The 20,915-nt window shown below is 44.4% G+C and carries 19 protein-coding genes; 9 read left to right on the forward strand and 10 right to left on the reverse strand.

The window, feature by feature from the left end:
- Positions 1-99: 99 nt before the first annotated feature.
- The gene (locus tag JHU38_RS01390; protein WP_107582470.1) at positions 100-1,668 is read right to left on the reverse strand and encodes an NAD(P)/FAD-dependent oxidoreductase; all 1,569 of its coding nucleotides are present in this window, start codon (positions 1,666-1,668) and stop codon (positions 100-102) included.
- A gap of 150 nt (positions 1,669-1,818) precedes the next feature.
- Here JHU38_RS01390 and JHU38_RS01395 point away from each other — a divergent pair, with 150 nt between their 5' ends.
- Entirely contained in the window at positions 1,819-1,986 is a 168-nt protein-coding gene (locus JHU38_RS01395; RefSeq protein WP_232369795.1) for a hypothetical protein, read from the forward strand.
- A complete protein-coding gene (locus JHU38_RS01400; protein ID WP_107582468.1) occupies positions 1,965-2,261 on the forward strand; it encodes a nucleotidyltransferase family protein in 297 nt (98 codons plus the stop codon). The genes JHU38_RS01395 and JHU38_RS01400 overlap by 22 nt, the downstream gene beginning before the upstream one ends.
- Positions 2,262-2,277: 16 nt before the next feature.
- Here JHU38_RS01400 and JHU38_RS01405 read toward each other — a convergent pair whose 3' ends face one another.
- Complete coding sequence (locus JHU38_RS01405) at positions 2,278-2,430, reverse strand: hypothetical protein (protein WP_158267310.1); 153 nt, start codon at positions 2,428-2,430, stop codon at positions 2,278-2,280.
- A gap of 668 nt (positions 2,431-3,098) precedes the next feature.
- Here JHU38_RS01405 and thrA point away from each other — a divergent pair.
- The 3 genes from thrA to thrC are packed head-to-tail and all read left to right on the forward strand — an operon-like array spanning position 3,099 to position 8,141.
- Positions 3,099-5,534, forward strand: a complete 2,436-nt coding sequence (thrA, locus tag JHU38_RS01410; RefSeq protein ID WP_107582467.1) for a bifunctional aspartate kinase/homoserine dehydrogenase I — start codon at positions 3,099-3,101, stop codon at positions 5,532-5,534.
- Positions 5,535-5,545: 11 nt separating this feature from the next.
- Positions 5,546-6,823 (forward strand): cofactor-independent phosphoglycerate mutase, encoded by a 1,278-nt coding sequence (locus JHU38_RS01415; protein WP_107582466.1) that lies wholly within the window; start codon positions 5,546-5,548, stop codon positions 6,821-6,823.
- Positions 6,810-8,141: a threonine synthase gene (gene thrC, locus JHU38_RS01420; protein WP_107582465.1), complete on the forward strand. Its 1,332-nt coding sequence runs from the start codon at positions 6,810-6,812 to the stop codon at positions 8,139-8,141. Before JHU38_RS01415 ends, thrC begins: the two co-directional genes overlap by 14 nt.
- A gap of 38 nt (positions 8,142-8,179) precedes the next feature.
- Here the strand turns inward: thrC and JHU38_RS01425 are convergent, their stop codons facing one another.
- From JHU38_RS01425 to JHU38_RS01435, 3 genes are all read right to left on the reverse strand, one after another.
- Positions 8,180-9,034, reverse strand: coding sequence for a glycoside hydrolase family 25 protein (locus tag JHU38_RS01425; RefSeq protein ID WP_107582464.1), 855 nt, complete (start codon positions 9,032-9,034; stop codon positions 8,180-8,182).
- A gap of 35 nt (positions 9,035-9,069) precedes the next feature.
- A complete protein-coding gene (locus tag JHU38_RS01430) occupies positions 9,070-10,713 on the reverse strand; it encodes a diphosphate--fructose-6-phosphate 1-phosphotransferase (RefSeq protein ID WP_107583118.1) in 1,644 nt (547 codons plus the stop codon).
- Between the two features lie 530 nt (positions 10,714-11,243).
- Positions 11,244-11,624 (reverse strand): hypothetical protein, encoded by a 381-nt coding sequence (locus tag JHU38_RS01435; protein ID WP_158267309.1) that lies wholly within the window; start codon positions 11,622-11,624, stop codon positions 11,244-11,246.
- Positions 11,625-12,281: 657 nt separating this feature from the next.
- Here JHU38_RS01435 and JHU38_RS01440 point away from each other — a divergent pair.
- The 4 genes from JHU38_RS01440 to JHU38_RS01455 are packed head-to-tail and all read left to right on the forward strand — an operon-like array spanning position 12,282 to position 16,257.
- Positions 12,282-12,554 carry a hypothetical protein gene (locus JHU38_RS01440; RefSeq protein ID WP_107582463.1) on the forward strand — a complete coding sequence of 91 codons (273 nt, stop codon included), beginning with the start codon at positions 12,282-12,284 and terminating at the stop codon, positions 12,552-12,554.
- Positions 12,551-13,099, forward strand: coding sequence for a 1-acyl-sn-glycerol-3-phosphate acyltransferase (locus tag JHU38_RS01445; RefSeq protein WP_107582462.1), 549 nt, complete (start codon positions 12,551-12,553; stop codon positions 13,097-13,099). Before JHU38_RS01440 ends, JHU38_RS01445 begins: the two co-directional genes overlap by 4 nt.
- Positions 13,092-15,908 (forward strand): golvesin C-terminal-like domain-containing protein, encoded by a 2,817-nt coding sequence (locus tag JHU38_RS01450; protein ID WP_232369796.1) that lies wholly within the window; start codon positions 13,092-13,094, stop codon positions 15,906-15,908. Before JHU38_RS01445 ends, JHU38_RS01450 begins: the two co-directional genes overlap by 8 nt.
- Before the next feature lie 31 nt (positions 15,909-15,939).
- Positions 15,940-16,257: a hypothetical protein gene (locus JHU38_RS01455; protein ID WP_107582461.1), complete on the forward strand. Its 318-nt coding sequence runs from the start codon at positions 15,940-15,942 to the stop codon at positions 16,255-16,257.
- A gap of 132 nt (positions 16,258-16,389) precedes the next feature.
- Here JHU38_RS01455 and JHU38_RS01460 read toward each other — a convergent pair whose 3' ends face one another.
- From JHU38_RS01460 to JHU38_RS01480, 5 genes are all read right to left on the reverse strand, one after another.
- The gene (locus JHU38_RS01460; RefSeq protein ID WP_107582460.1) at positions 16,390-16,950 is read right to left on the reverse strand and encodes an NADH peroxidase; all 561 of its coding nucleotides are present in this window, start codon (positions 16,948-16,950) and stop codon (positions 16,390-16,392) included.
- A gap of 101 nt (positions 16,951-17,051) precedes the next feature.
- Positions 17,052-18,416 (reverse strand): histidine--tRNA ligase, encoded by a 1,365-nt coding sequence (gene hisS / locus JHU38_RS01465; protein ID WP_107582459.1) that lies wholly within the window; start codon positions 18,414-18,416, stop codon positions 17,052-17,054.
- A 10-nt stretch (positions 18,417-18,426) separates the two neighbouring features.
- The gene (locus JHU38_RS01470; protein WP_107582458.1) at positions 18,427-19,707 is read right to left on the reverse strand and encodes an adenylosuccinate synthase; all 1,281 of its coding nucleotides are present in this window, start codon (positions 19,705-19,707) and stop codon (positions 18,427-18,429) included.
- Positions 19,691-20,203, reverse strand: coding sequence for a Fur family transcriptional regulator (locus JHU38_RS01475; RefSeq protein WP_107582457.1), 513 nt, complete (start codon positions 20,201-20,203; stop codon positions 19,691-19,693). Before JHU38_RS01475 ends, JHU38_RS01470 begins: the two co-directional genes overlap by 17 nt.
- A gap of 91 nt (positions 20,204-20,294) precedes the next feature.
- Positions 20,295-20,906, reverse strand: coding sequence for a DNA alkylation repair protein (locus tag JHU38_RS01480; protein ID WP_107582456.1), 612 nt, complete (start codon positions 20,904-20,906; stop codon positions 20,295-20,297).
- Positions 20,907-20,915: the final 9 nt, after the last annotated feature.

Consider the following 20,915-nt stretch of genomic DNA (forward strand, 5'->3'; position numbering starts at 1 on the left):
ATTCACAAAAGCGATGCAAAAATACGAATTTTCCGGCAGCTAACAAAATGTATATAGAATTTAATTCATGCCCCTCTCACACATCGTACACGGGCAGAATCATGATTCCAAATAGCTTGCGCAAGCCTCGGCGCAACGCTCGCCATCAATACCGGCCGACACGATTCCACCGGCATAACCGGCTCCTTCGCCACAGGGGAAAAGCCCTTGCAGGGTGACATGTTGAAGGGATTCCCGGTCGCGAACAATGCGCACGGGCGACGATGTTCGCGTTTCGGTAGCAATCAGAACAGCCTCGTTCGTCAAAAAGCCATGACTGCGTTTGCCAAATTCGCGAAATCCCTGTTGCAGCCTTTCTGTCACCATCTTCGGCAACCAAAAATGAAGCGGACTTGCGATCAGTCCCGGAGCATAACTACTTTTGGGTAAATCGGCACTCAATTTACCATTCACAAAATCGACCATACGCTGGGCCGGAGCCGTTTGCCGCATGTTGCCGTTTATCCAGCAAAGTTTTTCCACCTCTTCCTGAAACCGCATGACTGCCAATACGTCTGATGGGTCGCCCACATCCTCGGGATGAATTTCGACCACCATGCCACTGTTGCTCCACGCCGTACCACGATTGCTCGGACTCATTCCGTTGACCACAATCTGTTGCTTGTCTGTCGCCGCGGGAATGACAAATCCTCCCGGACACATGCAAAAACTATAAACTCCGCGGCCATCAATCTGCGTCACGAACGAATATTCAGCGGCGGGGAGATATTTGCCACGCCCCTGACGGTTATGATACTGAATCTGATCGATCAAGTGCGACGGATGTTCCAATCTGACACCCACGGCAATGCCTTTCGATTCCATCGCGACATGACTCTCATGCAGATAGCGATATACGTCACGGGCGCTATGACCGGTAGCCAGAATAACCGGCCCACGAAACGTTTCTTCGGAATGATCGGCTAAATTCACAGCCTCAATGCCGACAACAGTTTCCTTGGCAACCAGCAACCCCGTCATTTTGGTTTGAAAATGAACTTCGCCGCCACATTCGATAATCGTATTGCGCATGTTTTCTATTACCCGTGGCAACTTGTCCGTTCCGATATGCGGATGCGCGTCCGACAAGATAGAGGTCGAGGCTCCGTGCTGACAAAACACGTTCAGAATCTTATCCACACTTCCCCGTTTCTTACTGCGTGTATATAGTTTGCCGTCAGAATAAGCGCCGGCACCTCCCTCACCAAAGCAATAATTACTTTCGGAATCAACCTGATGGGTCTTGGTAATAAGCGAAAGATCCTTTTTCCGCGCCCTTACATCCTTACCACGCTCAACCACGATGGGCCGATAACCCAATTCTATGAGCCTAAGCGACGCAAACAGCCCTCCCGGTCCCTCTCCTACCACGACTACCCGCGGCTTATCGCCGACATACGGATAAGCCGTCGGAACATACATGTCGTCCTGTGGAAGCTCATTGATATAAACACGCAGTTTAAGATTCACAAAAATAGTACGCTGGCGTGCATCAATACTGCGTTTAAGCACACGCACATGATTGATGGTGCGCCTATCCATCCCTTTATCTTTAGCTAAGTAATCGGCTATCGCGTCTTCCGAAGCGGCTTGTTGCGGCAAAACCCGCACTTGATATTCTTCTATCATGATGCAAAGATAATACATTATTTATAATTAGCTTCCCTACTCTTGGCTTATTCCGGCATATAAAATCCACGACGCAGATTTGGAATTGTCGCCGGAAACGGTATATTTGCATTTGAGGCAGTTGGCGATGGCTGCGGTCTGGACAGCGAAATGACAGAGGCGCAGATCGATTTTCTCGCAGAGATGATGCCTCTGAACATCGAGGCTCGCTATCCTTCATACAAAGAACAACTTGCCAAGGCTCTTTCGCCCGAACGGTGTAGAGAAATGATCAGTAAAACCAATGAAATGAAACTATGGATAAACAGAAAGCTATAGAAATCGTGAAACGTTACAAAGCAGAAATCGAACCGTGGATAAATCCCACGGCAGTATATCTTTATGGTTCGTACAGCCGTGATGAGGCACGCGAAGACAGTGACATCGACGTGGCCGTGGTCGTGAGCGATTTGAAAGCAGACTGGCTGGCCATCATGCCGCAACTGTGGAAAGCCGGTTGGAAAGTGAGCAGTCTGATAGAACCGGTGCTCATCAATGAGGCTCATCCTTCACCGCTCTACGAAGCCGTAAGGCGAGACGGTGTCGCCGTCTGATAAATCCCTCACACATTTATCCGTCCCACGCTCCAATCAAAAGCGTGGGACGATTGTTTTCTACCGTCAGCAAGATTTTAGGTTTCCGTCGTGTGGCGGTCAGTGCTGACAGAGCCACATTCCATTCATCCGAGGGGCGGATGAATGGAAAACCAGAATATGGCATCATTGAGATTTGTCCCCCTCGAAAATTCTACTAAGCCCTGAATTATCTTTACATATACCATCAAAAAAGTGGTATTATTCTGAAAAAGAAAAGACTTGGGCGCAAATAAGCGATTGTAGAGCAATTTTATAAAGTACTGGTTATCAACATATTGTGCTTTTTAGGGTGTTTCTCTCTCGCTTTTTTACCTTTAATAGCTATGCTTTTAGGCCGCAATCGCAGCCCTTTCACTGACAAAAAGCTATGCTTTGACAGCGTAATCGCTATGCTTTGAGTCGATAAAAGGATAGTTTTTGTCACAAAAGGGTATCAAAATCGGCAAAGCGAAGGATTTTTTCGCCATGCCGGCAGCTGGATGACGTGTTGCGGAAGTGTTAAAATCAGGTAGTTTTTTCTAACAAAATCACGGAGTTAGGATGGGGTTACTGCCTGTTTGCGTGTATGTTTGAAAATATAAACAAAATTTTTGGTATTATTTCAGAATATTAGTAGCTTTGCAAAAATTAATCAAAAGTGAAACTTTTGTGTGGCGAATTGTCGATTTAGAAGAGACGACGCGGCCTTTGTTCGGCTGAAGTGTTTCTCGCTGAATCTGAAATTCCTGCGGAAACGTTTTACACGAGTATGAATTCCCCTGTTTGTCGAAGGGTATTATAAAAATTATTACAGAGATGAAAGTATTAAAATTTGGCGGAACATCCGTTGGTTCCGTAAAGAGCATTCTGAGCTTAAAGAAAATCGTAGAGAAAGAAGCGCGTCAGCAACCTGTCATTGTCGTGGTGAGCGCCTTGGGTGGCATGACCGATAAATTGTTGTATACGGCACAATTAGCCTTGAACGGAGACCAAGGTTGGAAAACAGAATTCGACGCAATGGTGGACCGCCATCACAAAATGATTGATACGATTATCTCTGATCCCTCCAGTCGGGAAAATCTTTTCAATACGGTAGATTCCCTTTTGGATCAATTGAAAAGCATTTATTTCGGCGTATTCCTGATTCATGATCTGAGCGAAAAAACGCAAGACGCCATCGTCAGCTACGGAGAGCGCTTGAGCTCGAATATCGTAGCTACGCTCATCAAGGGCACTAAATGGTTTGACTCGCGCGATTTTATCAAAACGGAGCGTGTCAACGATAAACACACGCTGGACAGTGAACTCACGTATAAACTTGTCAAAAAGGCCTTTGCCGACCTACCCCGCGTCTCGCTCGTGCCGGGATTTATCAGTCGGGACAAGACAACCGAAAGAACCACCAATTTAGGCCGTGGCGGTTCGGATTATACCGCGGCAATAATAGCTGCGGCACTCAATGCCGAGTGTCTGGAAATATGGACCGACGTAGACGGTTTTATGACTGCAGATCCGAAGGTTATCAAGACGGCCTACACCATCAACGAGTTGAGCTACATCGAGGCGATGGAGCTTTGCAACTTCGGCGCCAAGGTAATTTATCCGCCAACGATCTACCCCGTCTGTGTCAAGAATATTCCCATCAAAGTCAAGAACACGTTCAACCCCGACAATTCCGGGACCGTCATCAAGCAAAAGGCGGAGAATGACCGCAAGCCCATCAGGGGTATATCCAGTATCAGCGGCACGACGCTCATCACCGTGACCGGACTCTCCATGGTGGGCGTGCGAGGCGTCAACCGCCGAATCTTCACTACCTTGGCCGATAATGGAATCAGCGTGTTCATGGTATCACAAGCCTCGTCGGAGAACTCCACCTCTATCGGCGTGAGAGACCAGGACGCGAAGCGAGCCGTGGAAGTGCTGAACAAGGAATATGAGAAAGAGATTGAAACGGGCGCCATGTTTCCCATGCACGCCGAAAGCAATTTGGCCACGATAGCGATTGTCGGTGAAAATATGAAACACACGCCGGGTATAGCCGGCAAACTCTTTGGCACGTTAGGCCGAAGTGGTGTCAGCGTAATAGCCTGTGCCCAGGGAGCTTCCGAAACCAATATCTCGTTTGTGGTAGAGGGGCAGTCGCTGCGAAAATCGCTTAATGTTCTCCACGATTCTTTCTTCCTTTCAGAATATAAAGTGCTCAATCTATTCATCTGTGGCGTTGGAACTGTCGGCGGCAAACTGCTTGAACAGATCAAGAGCCAATATGAAGAACTGAAAGAACGCTCGAGACTAAAGCTGAATGTCGTTGGGATAGCCAGTTCAAAGAAAGCCATCTTCAACAGAGATGGCATAGACCTGAATCATTATCACGAACTTCTCGAAGAATCAGAGCCCAGCAATGCGGAGAAATTGAAGACGAGTATTTTAGGAATGAATATCTTCAACAGCGTATTTGTAGACTGTACGGCCAGCAAGGATATAGCAAGTCTGTACCAAGACTTGCTGGAACACAATATCAGTATTATTGCGGCTAATAAGATTGCTGCTTCAAGTGAATATGAAAATTACGCACAGCTGAAGCAGACAGCTCTTCAACGTGGCGTATTGTTTAGGTTTGAAACCAACGTAGGAGCCGGGCTCCCCATCATTGGCACCATCAATGATCTCAAACACTCCGGTGATAAGATTCTCAAAATTGAGGCCGTCTTGAGTGGGACGCTCAATTTCATATTCAATGAGCTTTCTGCAAAAGTTCCTTTTTCCGAAACGGTTCGTCGAGCCAAAGAACAAGGATATTCAGAACCGGATCCTCGCATAGACCTAAGTGGTACCGATGTAGTCCGTAAACTCGTGATTTTAAGTCGCGAAGCAGGCTATCGAGTTGAACTAAGCGACGTGAAGAAAGAATTGTTTATCCCGTCAGACTTCTTCAACAGCACAGAAGAAGAGTTTTGGAAGAACCTGCCTTCTTTGGATGAATCCTTTGAACAGAAACGTAAAGAGCTCGAAGCACAAGGCAAGAAGTGGCGCTTTGTCGCAACCTTGGATCATGGAGAAACTCAGGTTGCACTGAAAGCTGTTGACCATAATCACCCCTTCTACAATCTGGAAGGTTCGAATAACATTGTACTCCTCACGACCGAGCGTTATAAGGAATACCCCATGCAGATTCAAGGTTATGGCGCGGGGGCCAGCGTGACGGCTGCCGGTGTATTTGCAAACATCATGAGTATTGCAAACATTTAAGAAGTCGGCTTATGAAACACATTATTATATTAGGCGATGGCATGGCAGACCATGCCGTAGACCGACTTCATGGAAAGACCCTTCTGCAATACGCGAAAACTCCATTCATGGATTTGTTGGCAAAGCAAGGACAAACGGGACGACTCATTACGATTCCCGACGGATTTCAACCGGGATCAGAGATTGCCAATACCGCGATTCTGGGCTATGACTTGAATCAAGTATATGAGGGACGGGGCCCCCTCGAAGCCGCCAGTATCGGTTATGAGATGCGGGCCGAAGACCTGGCGCTGCGATGCAATCTCATTACGCTGCGACAAGATGTCATCCTTACACATAATGGAGGACATCTTCGTACGGAAGATGGCGATATGCTGATAAAATATCTGAATGAAAAACTTGGCAACGAGCAGGTCCGTTTCATTACGGGAATTCAATATCGGCATTTACTGATTATCAAAAATGGCAGCAAGCATATCACATGTGCTCCGCCACATGACCATCCAAACGAGCCATGGCACGCGTTGCTCGTAAAACCGGAACGCGGTTGGGAAGGATCGGAACCGGGAAGAATGTCGCCACAGGCAACCGCGGACTTGCTCAACCGGCTCATTCTTGAAAGCCAGAGACTCTTAAACAACCACCCTTTCAATCAGAACCGTGTAGCCAAAGGTGAAAGACCTGCCAACAGTATCTGGCCTTGGGGAGGCGGGTATAAGCCCTCCATGCAAACTCTGATGGAAATGTTTCCGGCGATTCATAGCGGCAGTGTGATCAGTGCCGTAGATTTGATTCGTGGAATTGGGCATTATGCCGGACTAAAAATTATTAAAGTGAAAGGGGCAACAGGGCTGGCCGATACGAATTACGAAGGTAAGGCAGCGGCCGCGCTCAAGGAATTGAAGAATAAAGATTTTGTATTCCTCCACATAGAAGCCAGTGATGAAGCCGGCCATGATGGCAATTTAGAATTAAAATTACAAACGATCGAATCGCTTGACCAAAGGATTGTAAAAACAATTTATGAGTCGGTAAGCCAATGGCAAGAACCTGTTTGTATTGCCGTTTTGCCGGACCACCCTACTCCTGTTGAGATCCAAACCCATGTAAAAGAGCCTGTGCCATTCGTTATTTGGCATAAGGGCATAAAGCCCGATGAGGTAACCCGCTTTGATGAAGTAAGTTGCGTGAATGGCTGTTACGGTCTATTAAAACTACAGCAATTTATGCAGGTATTCATGAATACAACACCTACAACTACCGACAGATTAGATCATGAGATATTATAGCACTAATCATAACGCTCCCGAAGCGACTTTAGAAAAAGCGATCATCAAGGGACTGGCTGAAGACAGGGGACTGTATATGCCTGAAACCATCAGACGATTGCCCAAATCCTTTTTTGAGAATATTGATGCTTATTCCTTTCATGAGATTGCGTTTCAAGTTGCTTCCGCGTTCTTCGGAGACGATATTGAAAGCGAGGCGCTGTCTCAAATTGTCAAGCAGACGCTGAACTTTGATTGCCCGATCGTAGAGGTTGAAAACAATATCTTTGCCTTGGAACTGTTTCATGGCCCGACTTTGGCATTTAAGGATGTCGGAGCCCGCTTTATGGCGCGCGCGCTGCAATACTATATAAGTAAAGCTACGAAGCAACATACAGGGAAAGGCATGAATGTGCTGGTTGCCACTTCCGGAGACACGGGGGCAGCCGTTGCCAACGGCTTTTGGGGCGTAGAAGGCATTCATGTATTTGTGCTTTATCCCAAGGGGAAAGTGAGCAAAATACAAGAAAGCCAGTTTACGACCCTTAAAAATAATATTACGGCATTAGAGGTAGATGGCGTGTTTGACGATTGTCAATCGCTGGTCAAAACAGCTTTTATGGACGAAGAGCTGAATAGCCGTATCAAGATTACAAGCGCTAATTCTATCAATGTAGCACGCTTTCTTCCCCAAGCCTTTTATTATTTCCATGCGTACGCACAGCTCAGAAAGCTGAATAGAATCACAGCCGACATGAATGAGTTGGTATTCTGCACCCCCTCCGGTAATTTCGGAAATATAACGGCAGGATTGTTCGGGCAGCAAATGGGACTTCCTGTAAAGCGGTTTATTGCGGCGAACAATGCCAATGACGTTTTCTTCAACTACTTGACTTCAGGAATTTACCAGCCGCAGCCAAGCATTCAGACGATAGCCAATGCGATGGATGTAGGTAATCCCAGTAATTTCGTTCGAATCAAGGAACTGTTTAAAGGTTCCTGGAGTGAGATAAAAAAACATGTAGATGGCATCGCGTATACTGACGATATGATCAAGGATACGATCCGCCGCTGTTATAATGAAAATAAATATATTCTTGATCCTCATGGGGCCTGCGGATTCCAAGCCCTGAAAGATAAGTTGGCACAAAATGAAGTCGGCATTTTTCTTGAGACGGCCCACCCTGCTAAATTCAAAAAAACAATAGATGATATTCTTGGGAGGGACATTCCTATACCGCAACGGTTACAGAATTTCATGCAAGGAGCCAAGCAGAGTATAGAAATCAAGAACGATTACTCCACACTTAGACAAATTTTGATAGAAAAAGCGATTTAAACGAAAGATACAAACTCTCAGATTAAAAACAACGAAGACTACTTGGGGATTGTCAATTTCATCAAATCGTAAAATGAGCCATTATAGATATTAAAATCTATATACCCTTTAATCCCCGGCAACTGTCCCGCATCGGTATGTTGCCAGAATTTCCACGCGCCCTTATACTCTACCTTGTCAACATAATAGTGTGCGATCCAATAAGGGTAATCGTCGAATACCGGTTTGGAAAGATATTGTTGTTTAAACTTGTAATAAGTGTAGATGATAGGTTTTACATGATATTTATCTTCAACGATGTGCAACCATGTCAAAACGTCCGTCTGAAAATCTTCAACAGAAAGGTTAGCCGGTTTGTGCTCCACATCCAATACAGGTGGCAGGTCGCCTTCCTTCAGATGGACTTTTTTCAAAAAATGATACGCCTGTTCACGGGCAGTAGAATGGACGCTCCAGAAATGGTAGGCACCTCGTATATAGCCATAATTACGGGCATTCTCAAAATTATCGTAAAAGTTTTCGTCCAGTTTGGAAGCCCCTTCTGTAGACTTGATGATAATAAAGCGTAAGGGACAGCCTCCAATCATAGCGTGCTGAAGTTTCTCCCAATCAATTATACCTTGATAGTGGGAAATGTCGATTCCGTGAATTTCATACCCATTAGGATATTTGGGATCGCTATATAAAGCACGCCAACGGAATCCCGTCGGGCCAACAAAAAAATAATAGAAAATCCAAATATACAAAACGACAACCCCCATGCCACCGATTAACCACGCCGTTTTTTTGTGAGGTTTACTAAAGAATGAATGCTTTCTTTTGCGTGTTGATCGTCTTTTGTTAGACTTGGGTTTTGCTGTTGCCATAAAAATAATAGGAATACAGATTCCCATTGCGTGAACCTGCATTCCTATAGATTGAATAAATATTATTTAGACTGCTCCAACTGCAATGTTTTGGTTGTCAAGTCACAGACAGTAGATGGTCCCCAATACTGGATCGGGCCGGGATATACGTAACAAGTATTCTTTGCCCACTCTTCGCGATGAGCGGCAAATGTCTTAAATGGATTGCCTTCGAGTTCGACAAGAGCCTTACGTATCACCGGCTTCATTTCGCCATTACGCCTTTCCATATTCATCATCATGGTAATTGGCACACCACCGGCCTTCCATTCGTCAGTACCGGCCGTCGTGTTTTTCACAATCGCCATATAACCCGTCTTGCCGGCAGCAACCAATTGAGCTGCGCTTGTGCCTAATGCGTAGCAATAGTCGGCGTCAAAGTTAGATGGAGCTGCACAGCGACCTTCATAACCGAAGAAATGATGTTGAGCGGCAAACTTACCATTGAACTTTCCTTCCTTAGCCCATTTTGCAAGGAGCGCCTCAACCATGTCGCTCAACAATTTCTCTGTCTCTATGAGAGAAACCTGAACGTTTCCATGAGGATCACGATCCAGGCTCAACTGGCGGGCGACACCTTCGGGGAGCGTCTCAAAAGTTGCGGCATTCTCTTTGGAAAGATGCGAAAGGATGTAAGCACGTTGAGCCTCTTTATCAAGATCTCTATAGTCTGCTCCATGAGAAGCGAGTAAATCATTCAATTCCTGAATAAGACGACCAATGGCCGGAATAAATTCGATCAGCCCTTCGGGGATTAAGACAACACCAAAGTTATTACCCTGCTCTGCACGATACGCGACAACACTGGCGATATTTTCTACAACCTGATTCAATGTCATGTCATTTTTCTGAATCTCTTCAGAAATAAGACATATATTAGGTTGAGTCTGAAGCGCACATTCCAAGGCTATATGCGAAGCAGAACGGCCCATTAATTTAATAAAGTGCCAGTATTTACGGGCAGAGTTGCAGTCGCGCTCAATATTACCAATCAGCTCAGAATAAGTCTTGCATGCTGTATCGAAGCCGAAAGACGTCTCAATCTGGTCATTCTTCAAATCACCATCAATAGTCTTTGGGCAACCAATAACCTGCACACCATAATTCTTTGCCGCGTAATATTCAGCAAGTACACAAGCATTTGTATTGGAATCATCGCCACCAATAATGACGATCGCTTTGATATTCAGTTCACGAATAATCTCAAGACCTTTCTCAAACTGATCTACCTGCTCCAATTTTGTACGGCCGGAACCAATCATATCAAAACCACCGGTGTTGCGGTATTGATCGATAAAATTAGAAGTGATCTCCACGTAGTTATGATCAACCAAGCCGCCGGGGCCCATCAAAAAACCGAAAAGGCGATTTGCCGGATTAAGTTTTTTAACCGCGTCAAACAAGCCACTGATAACATTGTGTCCACCGGGGGCCTGTCCACCGGAAAGAATGACACCTATATTTAATTCTGCCGTATTTGTCTCTACACCGGGAACAAACTCAACCAAAGGCATTCCATAAGTATTAGGAAACAACTCCTGAATCTCTTTTTGATCGGCAACACTTCGGGTTGGCTCACCCTCTTTCACTTTAATTGCACCCAAAAGAGCCTTTGGCAACTTTGGCTGATAAGCAGCTCTTTCGTTTTGTAATGCACTAATTTCCATCATTGATAATTGATTTTATTTGTTATAAGAAATCGTCAAACAATCGTTTATTTACATGCAAAATTAACTCATTTAATTGATATATGAAAAGAATCATTCAAGAATTACTCAACCCTAAACATATTTTTGACCAATAGTGTCCTAAATAATTTTCAAAAAGTGAAGGAAGTTGTTTTCACTAAGGCAAAAAAGTCTTATCTTAGTGTTTACCCAAAACCAAAACTTCCTTCATGACAAAGATAACACTTTTCGCTCAAATAATCCGACAATTACCTAAAGATTTAATCAAATCTCTGATTAAAAAGCATGGAACGGACAAACATTGGCTCACTCGATCATTTGTGGGGACAAGTCTGCAAGCGATGAAGTCGTATAAATCTGTCAATCGTTTATGGGAGCGGACAACCCGGCAGGCGTAGGGGCGTGATTTATCACGTTCCGAAATCCCAGGGAAACAAATAATCACGCCCCACGCCACAACAATGAACCCGACGCAGCGGCTGACGCCACGACAGGCGGAACGTGATGAATCACGCCCCTACGGCTGACGCCACGCCGCCGATAACCTGCAACCCTATATATAATGATAAAAACTGGAGGATTTGGAAATATTTGTAGGACTTATTCACCTGTCGGCTCATCAACTCGTCTCGGCGAAGCCGACTGAAGGAGTGTCCTGCGGACAGAAATCCCACAAATCTGAACAAATCGAACAAATAATAAATAATGATAAGATTTGGAAGATTTGGAAAGATTTGTGAGATTTCTCGGCGAAGCCGACTGAAGGAGTATGCCTGCGGACAGACGAGTTGATGAGCCGACAGGTGAATAAATCCTACAAATCTGAACAAATCGAACAAATCATACCACGGCTGACGCCACGCGAGCAAGGCATACCTTATAAAGACCATGTCCATGAAAAGGTGCAAGACGAAGTCGGTAGTGATGTGATTTTTGTCAGAAAAAACTACCTAATTTTAACACTTCTGCAACACGCCATTCAGCAGTCGGCACGCCGAAAAAGGCCTTCGCTTTGCCGATTTCGACACCCTTTTACGCCCAAAGTTACGCTTTTATCGGCCCAAAGCATAACGATTACACGGTCAAAGCATAGCTTTTAGCCGGTGAAAGGGCCGCGATTACGGCCTAAAAGCATAGCTTTTAAGGGCGAAAAAGCGAAGAGAAAACACCCTTAAAAGTACAATGTATTGATAACCAGCGCTTTATGAATTTGCTCTATAATCGCTTATTTTCGTCCAAGTCTTTTCTTTTTCAGAATAATGCCACTTTTTTGATGGTATATGTAAAGATAATTCAGGGTGTGGTAGATATCATCGATACTTGTAAACCTGTCCCCACTAATTTTCTACTGACCCGGTCAGAGATGTACAATTTACCGTTGAAACAAAATACGTCAAACCATATGATTTGATGCAACTTTGTATGCGTTTTCACAAAAATTATTTAGGACACTATTGGATTTTTGACATGAATGCTTGTGAATTACTTTATTTTTCTATATCTTTGGCATGTAATAGTTACAATCTCCAAACTTTAACAGATAAATTATGGCGAGTAAAAGAGTTCTGAAACATCAGATCAACTATATTTGCAGCGAGCTATTTGCGGAATGCATAGCTGTTGCGTTGTACAATAAAAAGAAAGAAGATAACAATGTTGATGCCATACTAACTTCTATTATGGTGGTAAACAACGAATTTATCAAACGAGTTTCACACCCTGAGCCAGGAATGCCTCCAAAATTATATTATAAAGATTTGATTTTAGGGTTTAACAAACAGATAGATGAAATCATTGATCAGATATCCGCGTTGGAATGATACAACAAATCTGCTCTACTATTTTATATAGATGGATGGGATGGTCGAAAGATATTTCGATCAGCTATCCGTCTAAATATATTATTTGTTTAGCGCCACATACCAGTAATTGGGATTTTGTCATCGGGCAACTTTTTGCAAGGGCAGAAGGAATCCAAAGTAACTTTCTTATGAAGAAAGAATGGTTTATATGGCCTCTTGGCTCCTTATTCAAACGCATTGGAGGAATTCCCGTAGAAAGATCTAAACACACAAGCCTAACAGATAGAATGGCAGAGGTGGCAATGCAAAGTGAGCGCTTTGGACTTTGCATAACACCCGAAGGCACCAGAAAACCTAATCCTGATTGGAAGAAAGGCTTTTACTTTATCGCACAAAAAGCCAAATTGCCCATTCTATTGTTTGGTGTAGACTATGCAGATAAAAGGATTCAAGCGACCAAAGTAATTATTCCGAATGGTGATTTTGAGACACAAATGCAAGAGATTAAAGAATACTTTAAAGATTTTAAAGGCAAGATTCCCGAGAACTTTGTGTATGAATGACAACCTTATAAGGAAGTTAGGCTTGTTGATTTGCGTATTTCTGTTTCCCATTTCAAGAGGAACGGCGCAATCTACAGATGCAAAATATAATATTGATAACAAAAACAAAATCATAAATATTTATCTTGGCAATAATTATATAAATCATCATGACATAATTTATAAGGATGTCCGCAAAATATATAAACACTGGCAAAAAGTTTTAGGCCCAACACATTCGGGATTTCAATTCAAAATCTATTGTGCGGGTGCTCCTATAGAGCATTTTATCACTAATTATCATCTACCGACAGACTCTATACCGCCAGGTTGGAACGGTATAGAATATAACGGAACTCCTTGGGTCCGAAACATCAATAGGCCTTTTGAAATAACAAATGGACTCCAGAACAGGCATTTGAGCATTTGGGCAAGCCATGGTAGATATTTTGATCAAGCTAAAGGATTTTGGAAATTCCAACGTCCGCTTCTCTTCGAAACAACAGAGGATTTATTTACGCAAACAATCGTAATACCCTACCTCATACCTATGCTTGAGCGTAGTGGGGCTAACGTTTTTTCTCCGCGCGAAAGAGATTGGCAAGATGAAGAATACATCATTGATAATGATAATTCGCCAGATACTCCGTCAATAATAACCCGTGGGATATATACCGAGACGAACTTAGGAGGGAAATGGGAAAACACCAATCAAAAAGGCTTTGCGTTTCATCCGAATTACTATGTAGACGGGGAGAATCCTTTCGCTCAAGGAACGGCTAAATATACAGAAGCACACAACGGACGACATTTCTCCACGATAACATATCAGCCTCATTTTCAATCTACGGGTAATTACGCGGTATATGTCAGCTATCAGACGTTACGAAACAGCGTTACGGACGCGGAATATACCGTTACCCATCAAGGACAAAAGACAAGATTCCTGGTCAACCAACGCATGGGAGGAGGCACATGGGTATATTTAGGTACTTTCACATTTGACGCGGGGTGCTCGCATTTGAACAATGTAGTCCTCACAAACCGTTCCAAAGAAAAAGGTATTGTGTCGGCAGACGCGGTAAGATTTGGGGGCGGAATGGGAAACATTCAAAGATATGGGGCTATCAGTGGACTTCCACGCGCCATTGAAGGAGCCAGGTATTACGCTCAATGGGCAGGGGCGCCTTATAAAGTTTATAGCAGCAAAAATGGGCTTGACGATTACGGAGACGATATCAATGCGCGTCCATTAATGACTAACTGGCTTTCCGGAGGCTCTTGTTACAACCCTAATTCAGAAGGGTTGAAAATTCCTATAGAGTTGGCTTTGGCAGTCCATAGCGACGCCGGCATTTCGTCCGAGCCAAACGGGCTAATTGGCTCCTTGGCCGTTTGTACGACAGACTTCAATGATGGTGTCTTATCGTCAGGCATTTCGAGAAGGCTATCCTATGATTTCGCGAAACGATTATTGGACGGATTAGATCGAGATATTCCAACAATCTGCGGTAAATGGAATCGCAGATACCTTTGGGATAGAAATTACGCCGAAACACGTTCGCCGGAAATCCCTTCCGCAATACTGGAAACGATGTCTCATCAAAATTTTGAGGATATGATCTTGGGTGAAGATCCCAATTTCAGATTCACAATGGCACGATCTATTTACAAATCCATACTGCGGTTTATCAATGACAGCCATGCCAGGCCGAGTATCGTACAACCATTGGCTCCTAACAGCTTTAAGGTAGAAGTCAATGGAAATATGGCACACTTGTCATGGAAACCCGGCATAGACGCTCTTGAGCCAACAGCCGTCCCTACATCCTATAATATATATATAAGTGAGGGGACATCGGGGGTTGATAATGGAACGAACGTGGCGATACCGAATTTCTCCATGAAACTTGAAGCCGGCAAACTCTACAACTTTAAAGTTACGGCTGTAAATCGAGGAGGAGAAAGCTTTGCTACGCCAATTTTATCCGCGGTTTATCATCCTCACAGCAAAGGCAAAATATTGATTATAGATGGTTTTACACGTCTTTCGGCCCCTTCTGTAATAAAAGATAGTTCCAATAAACGGTTTGATATGAATGACGATCCGGGCGTTACCTATGGGATGACAGCCCAGTGGTATAATGGAAAATTTATCATGGGAAACCAATATAATGATGTTCCAATCCATGCAGACGCAATGTTGGCAAATAAAGATTATTCCATAGCAAGTTGCACGATGGAAGTTTTGAAAGACAACAGTGTAGAATTAGATCAATATGATCTTATTGACATAATGCTTGGACTCGAAAGAAATATGCCTTATGCCTTAAAATATTATAAGACATTTCCACCATTCCTTCAAGAAAAATTACTTACCTTTGCTAAAGATTCAAAATCGCTTTTAATAAGTGGCGCATTTATAGGAACTGATATGACAACAGAACAAGATAAGGCTTTTCTTCAACAGTTGCTAAAGATTAAATTTGAAGGTAGGAATCAAAACATTCAAGACCCTATGATTCATGGTTTGCAGACCGATTTTGATATCTATAGGCAACCCAACAAAGACCATTACGCGGCAACATCCGTAGATATCCTTGCGCCGGATTCTACATTTACAACAGAAATGTCGCGGCCTCAGTGTATCATGATGTATAACGACTCCACAAGCGCTGCTGTTGGTTATCGTGGCCCTGATTATAATACGATAGTCATGGGATTCCCTTTTGAGACAATTACGTCGCGCCACGTTCGTCGGTCAATGATGCAAGGGCTTTTAAAATTCGCGTTGGCTCCCAAAGATCTTTATAACAGAAAAAACAATTGATCGTATAAATTGACTATAAAAACTTTGACTTATGTATAAAATACAAGCAAATAAAACAGGAACAAGGCTGATTGAAGTATCAGAAGAACATCTAAAATCGCTTGAGAAATATCAGTTATTACGCAATCTTGTCGATAGCAATGGTATTATAGACGAGGGCATCTTAAACAAGTTGCGCTTAAATGTCAGATCATTGTTAGAATCCGGAGAAGCGACGCAAAAAGACTTGCTGGATTTATGCTTAGACGTTATCTATAATTCCAACATGAAAGCATTTGGTTTGAGCAATCTCGTGCGGCTTTATGTTGAATGGCGAGAGCTGAAAGACGAGAGCGAATCTGAAGAATGACGCTGACGGATTCCCGGCCAACAACGCGCCAAGAATGTAATTATGAAGCGAACCCCGAAAGTTTTTTCGTCTAACTTTCGGGGTTCGCTTTACTAAAGAGTCTCCTCTGTTGATTTACAAGAATAAATCAGCTTACTTGAAATACCGCTTATACAAGCCGGCGAAGCCCGCGGCATGACGAGCTTCGTCCTTTGCCATTTCATGAATCGTATCATGAAGGGTATCATTGCCTTCGGCCTTTGCCTTTTTAGCCATGGCAAACTTCTCGGCGCAAGCGTCTTTCTCCGCGGCAATCCGGGCCTCTAAGTTACTCTTTGTGTCACCAAGAACCTCACCCAACAACTCCGCGTAACGAGATGCGTGGTTAGCTTCTTCGTAAGCGTAGTGCTCATAAGCGCGGGCAACTTCCGGATAACCTTCACGATCAGCCTGGCGAGCCATGGCCAAATACATACCTACTTCACCGCATTCGCCGGCAAAAGTATCTTTACAATGCAGAATCAGTTCCCGGCTTACGCCTTCTTTATAGGCCGCGCCAAGATAATGAACGGTTGCCAATTCCAAATCATCGACGCCAACAGCTTCCATTTCCTTGAACTTGCTTGCGGGAGCCTTACAGATTGGACACTGTTCAGGAGCCTCTGTTCCTTCATAGATGTAACCACAAACGGTACAAATAAATTTCTTTTTCATAAGTCTTTGTATTAAAATAAATCGCTTTGTATTATTAGAATGCGCAAAGTACGGTAATATTTCGTACCGTACCCGCGCAAGTGTTTGTTTTTTAACGACCTTTAATCGGCTAATACCGTCGCCAAATCTCCTAAACGAAGTAATTGCTGTTCGCCCGTCTCCATATTCTTCAACGTGATTTTGCCGTCTTGCATTTCGTTTTCACCGGCCAAAGCGACAAAAGGTATATGCTTGGCATTCGCGTAACTCATCTGTTTCTTCATCTTCACCGCGTCCGGATAGATCTCCGCGCGTATTCCGGCCTTACGACATTCCGCAACGCCGGGCAAACAATACATGGTTTCCCGCTCTCCGAAATTGATAAATAAAACTTTCGTTGGACTGATTGTATCTTTAGGATACAGGTCCAAAGCATTCAACACGTCATAGATACGATCCGCGCCAAAGCTGATTCCTACCCCACTCAATCCCGGCATTCCGAAGATACCGGTCAGGTTGTCATATCGGCCGCCACCGGTTATACTTCCCATAGGAGTATCGAGCGCTTTTACCTCAAAGATCGCGCCGGTGTAATAATTTAATCCTCTGGCGAGTGTCAAATCAAATTGGATTTCATTCCGCAACCCGATTTTCTCAAGTGTCTGAAGGATAAAGGCGGTCTCTTCTACACCTTTTTGACCTGTTTCCGAACCGGCCAGAGCGTTTCCCACAACAGCCAATTTCTCCTCATTTGTGCCGGACAGTGTGATAAAAGGCTGTAATTTCCGAATGGCATCTTCCGAAAGGCCAACGCCTCGCAACTCGTTATTGACCTCATCCAGACCTATCTTGTCAAGTTTGTCAATGGCCACCGTGATATCTACCAGCTTATCGTCCTCTCCTATTACTTCGGCTATTCCCGACAAGATTTTACGATTGTTGATTTTGATTTGTACCCGAATACCGAACTTCGTAAAAACCGTATCAATAATCTGCATCAGTTCTATCTCGTTCATCAGCGAATTGGAGCCCACCACGTCGGCGTCACACTGATAGAACTCACGGTATCTGCCTTTCTGGGGCCTGTCGGCACGCCACACCGGCTGAATCTGATAACGCTTGAACGGAAACTGTAGCTCATCATGGTGCATTACGACATAGCGGGCAAAGGGAACCGTCAAATCATAGCGCAACCCTTTTTCGCACAGCTTGGCGGCCAGACGCAAAGAATTTCTATCGAGCAACTCAGAATCCGGAATCTTACTTAGATAGTCTCCTGAATTAAGAACCTTAAACAAGAGCTTATCCCCTTCCTCGCCATATTTGCCCATCAGCGTCTGTAAGGTTTCCATAGACGGAGTTTCTATCTGCTGAAAACCATATAGCGCATAGACATCTTTAATAGTATTGAATATGTAATTACGTTTGGCCATCTCCATCGGGCCAAAGTCACGTGTACCTTTGGGTATTGTTGTTTTTTGAGACATTTTCTATTATTTATTTGCGAATGATGGTCTGCGCACGGTCAGGACCAATTGAAATAATCTTAATGGGTATTTCTAAATAGGTTTCTAAAAATTGAACATACGTACGGAAATTTTCCGGGAACTGTTCTTCGGCTGTGAAATGTGACATGTCGGTTTTCCAGCCTTTAAACTCTTTATAAATAGGAGTCACATGATCTATCTCATAAGGGAAGTCTGTTGTTTCTTCGCCATTAGACAATCTATATCCCACACAAGCTTTAATCGTGTCGAAATCATCTAAGACGTCACTCTTCATCATGATCAGCTTCGTCACTCCGTTTACCATCACGGAATATTTAAGTTGCACAAGGTCTATCCAGCCGCAACGGCGTTCGCGCCCGGTCACGGCCCCATACTCATGTCCTAAGTCACGAATCTTCTTGCCGGTTTCGTCAAACAACTCTGTGGGGAATGGTCCGGAACCGACACGGGTGCAATAAGCCTTCATGATACCGTAGACCTCACCCACCTTATTAGGGCCGATTCCCAAACCGGTGCATGCGCCCGCGCAAATCGTATTAGACGATGTTACAAACGGATAAGAACCGAAGTCCACGTCCAGCATGGTGCCTTGGGCACCTTCACACAATACGCTCTTGCCACTACGCAACAAGTTATTAACCTCATGCTCGGAATCGACAAAATGGAAAAGCCGCATATACGCGACGCCTTCCATCCACTTACGTTCGGCCTCCGCCAGTCCGTCAAACTCATTCCAGCCCAAGGACTCCAACATAGACAGGTGGCGTTTCTTATGGGCTTCATACTTTTCTTCGAAATTATCCGAAATATCACCTACACGCAAACCGTTGCGACTCACTTTATCCGTGTAGGCCGGACCGATACCTTTGCCTGTCGTTCCAACCTTATCTTTGCCTTTTGCCGCCTCGTAAGCCCTGTCGAGCAGACGATGGGTCGGCATGATCAAATGCGCTTTCTTCGAAATGTGAAGACGGTCTTTCAAGGGATGGCCGCTCTTTTCAAGCTCTTGAGCCTCGCTCATAAATAAATCGGGGGCAAGCACTACTCCATTGCCGATAATATTTACCTTCCCACCTTGGAAAATACCGGAGGGAATTGAGCGCAGAACATACTTCTGGTTCTCAAATTCAAGCGTGTGTCCCGCGTTAGGGCCACCTTGGAAGCGAGCCACCACATCATAGTCGGGTGTCAAGACATCAACAACTTTCCCTTTACCTTCATCGCCCCACTGCAATCCAAGCAGGACATCAACTTTACCCTTTGTTTCCATTCTGTATTTTGGTTTTTCGAAAATCTATTTTGCAGCTTTGTTGCTTGCGTCGTGTCTGCTTGGCCTGGCAATTACTACACACTCCATATATATATAAAGTATATGTATCCTGATGGAATCGCCGGTATTTAACTTCACCGATGGCCCGTGCCACCGCCGGAATCTGAACGTCGGTGACGTGTCCGCAGACAGTACAAATCTGATGGCAGAGATTCGGTTTGGCCAAACTGGCCGTATAGCGTGTTCCGTCCATAAACCGATGCCGCACAACCAACCGTATTTTGAGAAAAAAGCGTATCGTGTTATATAAAGTGGCTCTGCTCACGCGAAAATTCTCTTCGACAAGCAGCTTACTTAGCTCTTCCAACGCAAATGCGCCCTTTATATGGTAGATCGCGTCAAGAATGGCATAGCGCTCAGGCGTCTTCCTTAACTTGTTTTCCTCCAAATAACGATCTAAAGCTTTTCTTGCTCTGATGGGTACGCTGTCTTCCATATACTATACTTCAACTCTGCTGACAAAATTACTATATTTTTTTCATTTACGAGGCTCGAATCCTGTATTTTACGCCCCGATCGTTCCCTAATTAATCCAAAATATCCCCCAAAGTCTTCCGGGCTAACAAGCGATACGCGTCGTCCATCTCCTCAAACTTTACCACGCAGTTGTAAACCGCGTGCCTCACCAAGCTGTTTTCGCTGCGTAGCGCCACGGCAGCCTGATCCAGAAATTCGTTGATGCCACGCTCATTAGGAGTCATCCTCTTTTGAAAAAGATGCCCCAGAAGCGTGTAAGCGCATATTTCGTATAGGGGCTTGCCATAGGCGATCCACTGAAAGGCCAAGACGGGCGCGTATTTTGTTTCTTGCAGCAGATTGAATGCGTACAGATTGGCTAACTCCGGCGTATCAACCTGCTCCATCCATATTTCCGCTATCTCCTGTGGAAATTCTTCGGCCGGCATGATAAGCGTGGCCAAGATACGGCATTCACGAATATTTTCTTTCCACAATTCTATGGCAAGTGCCCGGTCCTTGCCATATTCCAAGGCTTGGCGTTTCAGGTCCGCGAACGACACGCCCCAATTAAGTTTGTAGTTGACGCCTTTTTCACGCATCGACTGCGACGCCGGCCCGTTCATATACAGCCGAAAACTCTGCTTGATCGTGTTTATTTTTTGTTTTAATTCCTGATCCATATCTTTCTA

The organism is Prevotella illustrans (assembly GCF_017426725.1).
GTDB lineage: Bacteria > Bacteroidota > Bacteroidia > Bacteroidales > Bacteroidaceae > Prevotella > Prevotella illustrans.

Coding starts and splice junctions, on each gene's coding strand:
- JHU38_RS01415 (WP_107582466.1), top strand. CDS start 5,546: ATGAAACACATTATTATATTAGGCGATGGCATGGCAGACCATGCCGTA.
- JHU38_RS01400 (WP_107582468.1), top strand. CDS start 1,965: ATGGATAAACAGAAAGCTATAGAAATCGTGAAACGTTACAAAGCAGAA.
- JHU38_RS01405 (WP_158267310.1), bottom strand. CDS start 2,430: ATGATGCCATATTCTGGTTTTCCATTCATCCGCCCCTCGGATGAATGG.
- JHU38_RS01470 (WP_107582458.1), bottom strand. CDS start 19,707: ATGGAAACAAAGGGTAAAGTTGATGTCCTGCTTGGATTGCAGTGGGGC.
- JHU38_RS01445 (WP_107582462.1), top strand. CDS start 12,551: ATGATACAACAAATCTGCTCTACTATTTTATATAGATGGATGGGATGG.
- hisS (WP_107582459.1), bottom strand. CDS start 18,416: ATGTCTCAAAAAACAACAATACCCAAAGGTACACGTGACTTTGGCCCG.
- JHU38_RS01455 (WP_107582461.1), top strand. CDS start 15,940: ATGTATAAAATACAAGCAAATAAAACAGGAACAAGGCTGATTGAAGTA.
- JHU38_RS01480 (WP_107582456.1), bottom strand. CDS start 20,906: ATGGATCAGGAATTAAAACAAAAAATAAACACGATCAAGCAGAGTTTT.
- JHU38_RS01440 (WP_107582463.1), top strand. CDS start 12,282: ATGGCGAGTAAAAGAGTTCTGAAACATCAGATCAACTATATTTGCAGC.
- JHU38_RS01475 (WP_107582457.1), bottom strand. CDS start 20,203: ATGGAAGACAGCGTACCCATCAGAGCAAGAAAAGCTTTAGATCGTTAT.
- JHU38_RS01390 (WP_107582470.1), bottom strand. CDS start 1,668: ATGATAGAAGAATATCAAGTGCGGGTTTTGCCGCAACAAGCCGCTTCG.
- JHU38_RS01395 (WP_232369795.1), top strand. CDS start 1,819: ATGACAGAGGCGCAGATCGATTTTCTCGCAGAGATGATGCCTCTGAAC.
- JHU38_RS01425 (WP_107582464.1), bottom strand. CDS start 9,034: ATGGGAATCTGTATTCCTATTATTTTTATGGCAACAGCAAAACCCAAG.
- JHU38_RS01450 (WP_232369796.1), top strand. CDS start 13,092: ATGAATGACAACCTTATAAGGAAGTTAGGCTTGTTGATTTGCGTATTT.
- JHU38_RS01430 (WP_107583118.1), bottom strand. CDS start 10,713: ATGGAAATTAGTGCATTACAAAACGAAAGAGCTGCTTATCAGCCAAAG.
- thrC (WP_107582465.1), top strand. CDS start 6,810: ATGAGATATTATAGCACTAATCATAACGCTCCCGAAGCGACTTTAGAA.
- JHU38_RS01460 (WP_107582460.1), bottom strand. CDS start 16,950: ATGAAAAAGAAATTTATTTGTACCGTTTGTGGTTACATCTATGAAGGA.
- thrA (WP_107582467.1), top strand. CDS start 3,099: ATGAAAGTATTAAAATTTGGCGGAACATCCGTTGGTTCCGTAAAGAGC.
- JHU38_RS01435 (WP_158267309.1), bottom strand. CDS start 11,624: ATGGTCTTTATAAGGTATGCCTTGCTCGCGTGGCGTCAGCCGTGGTAT.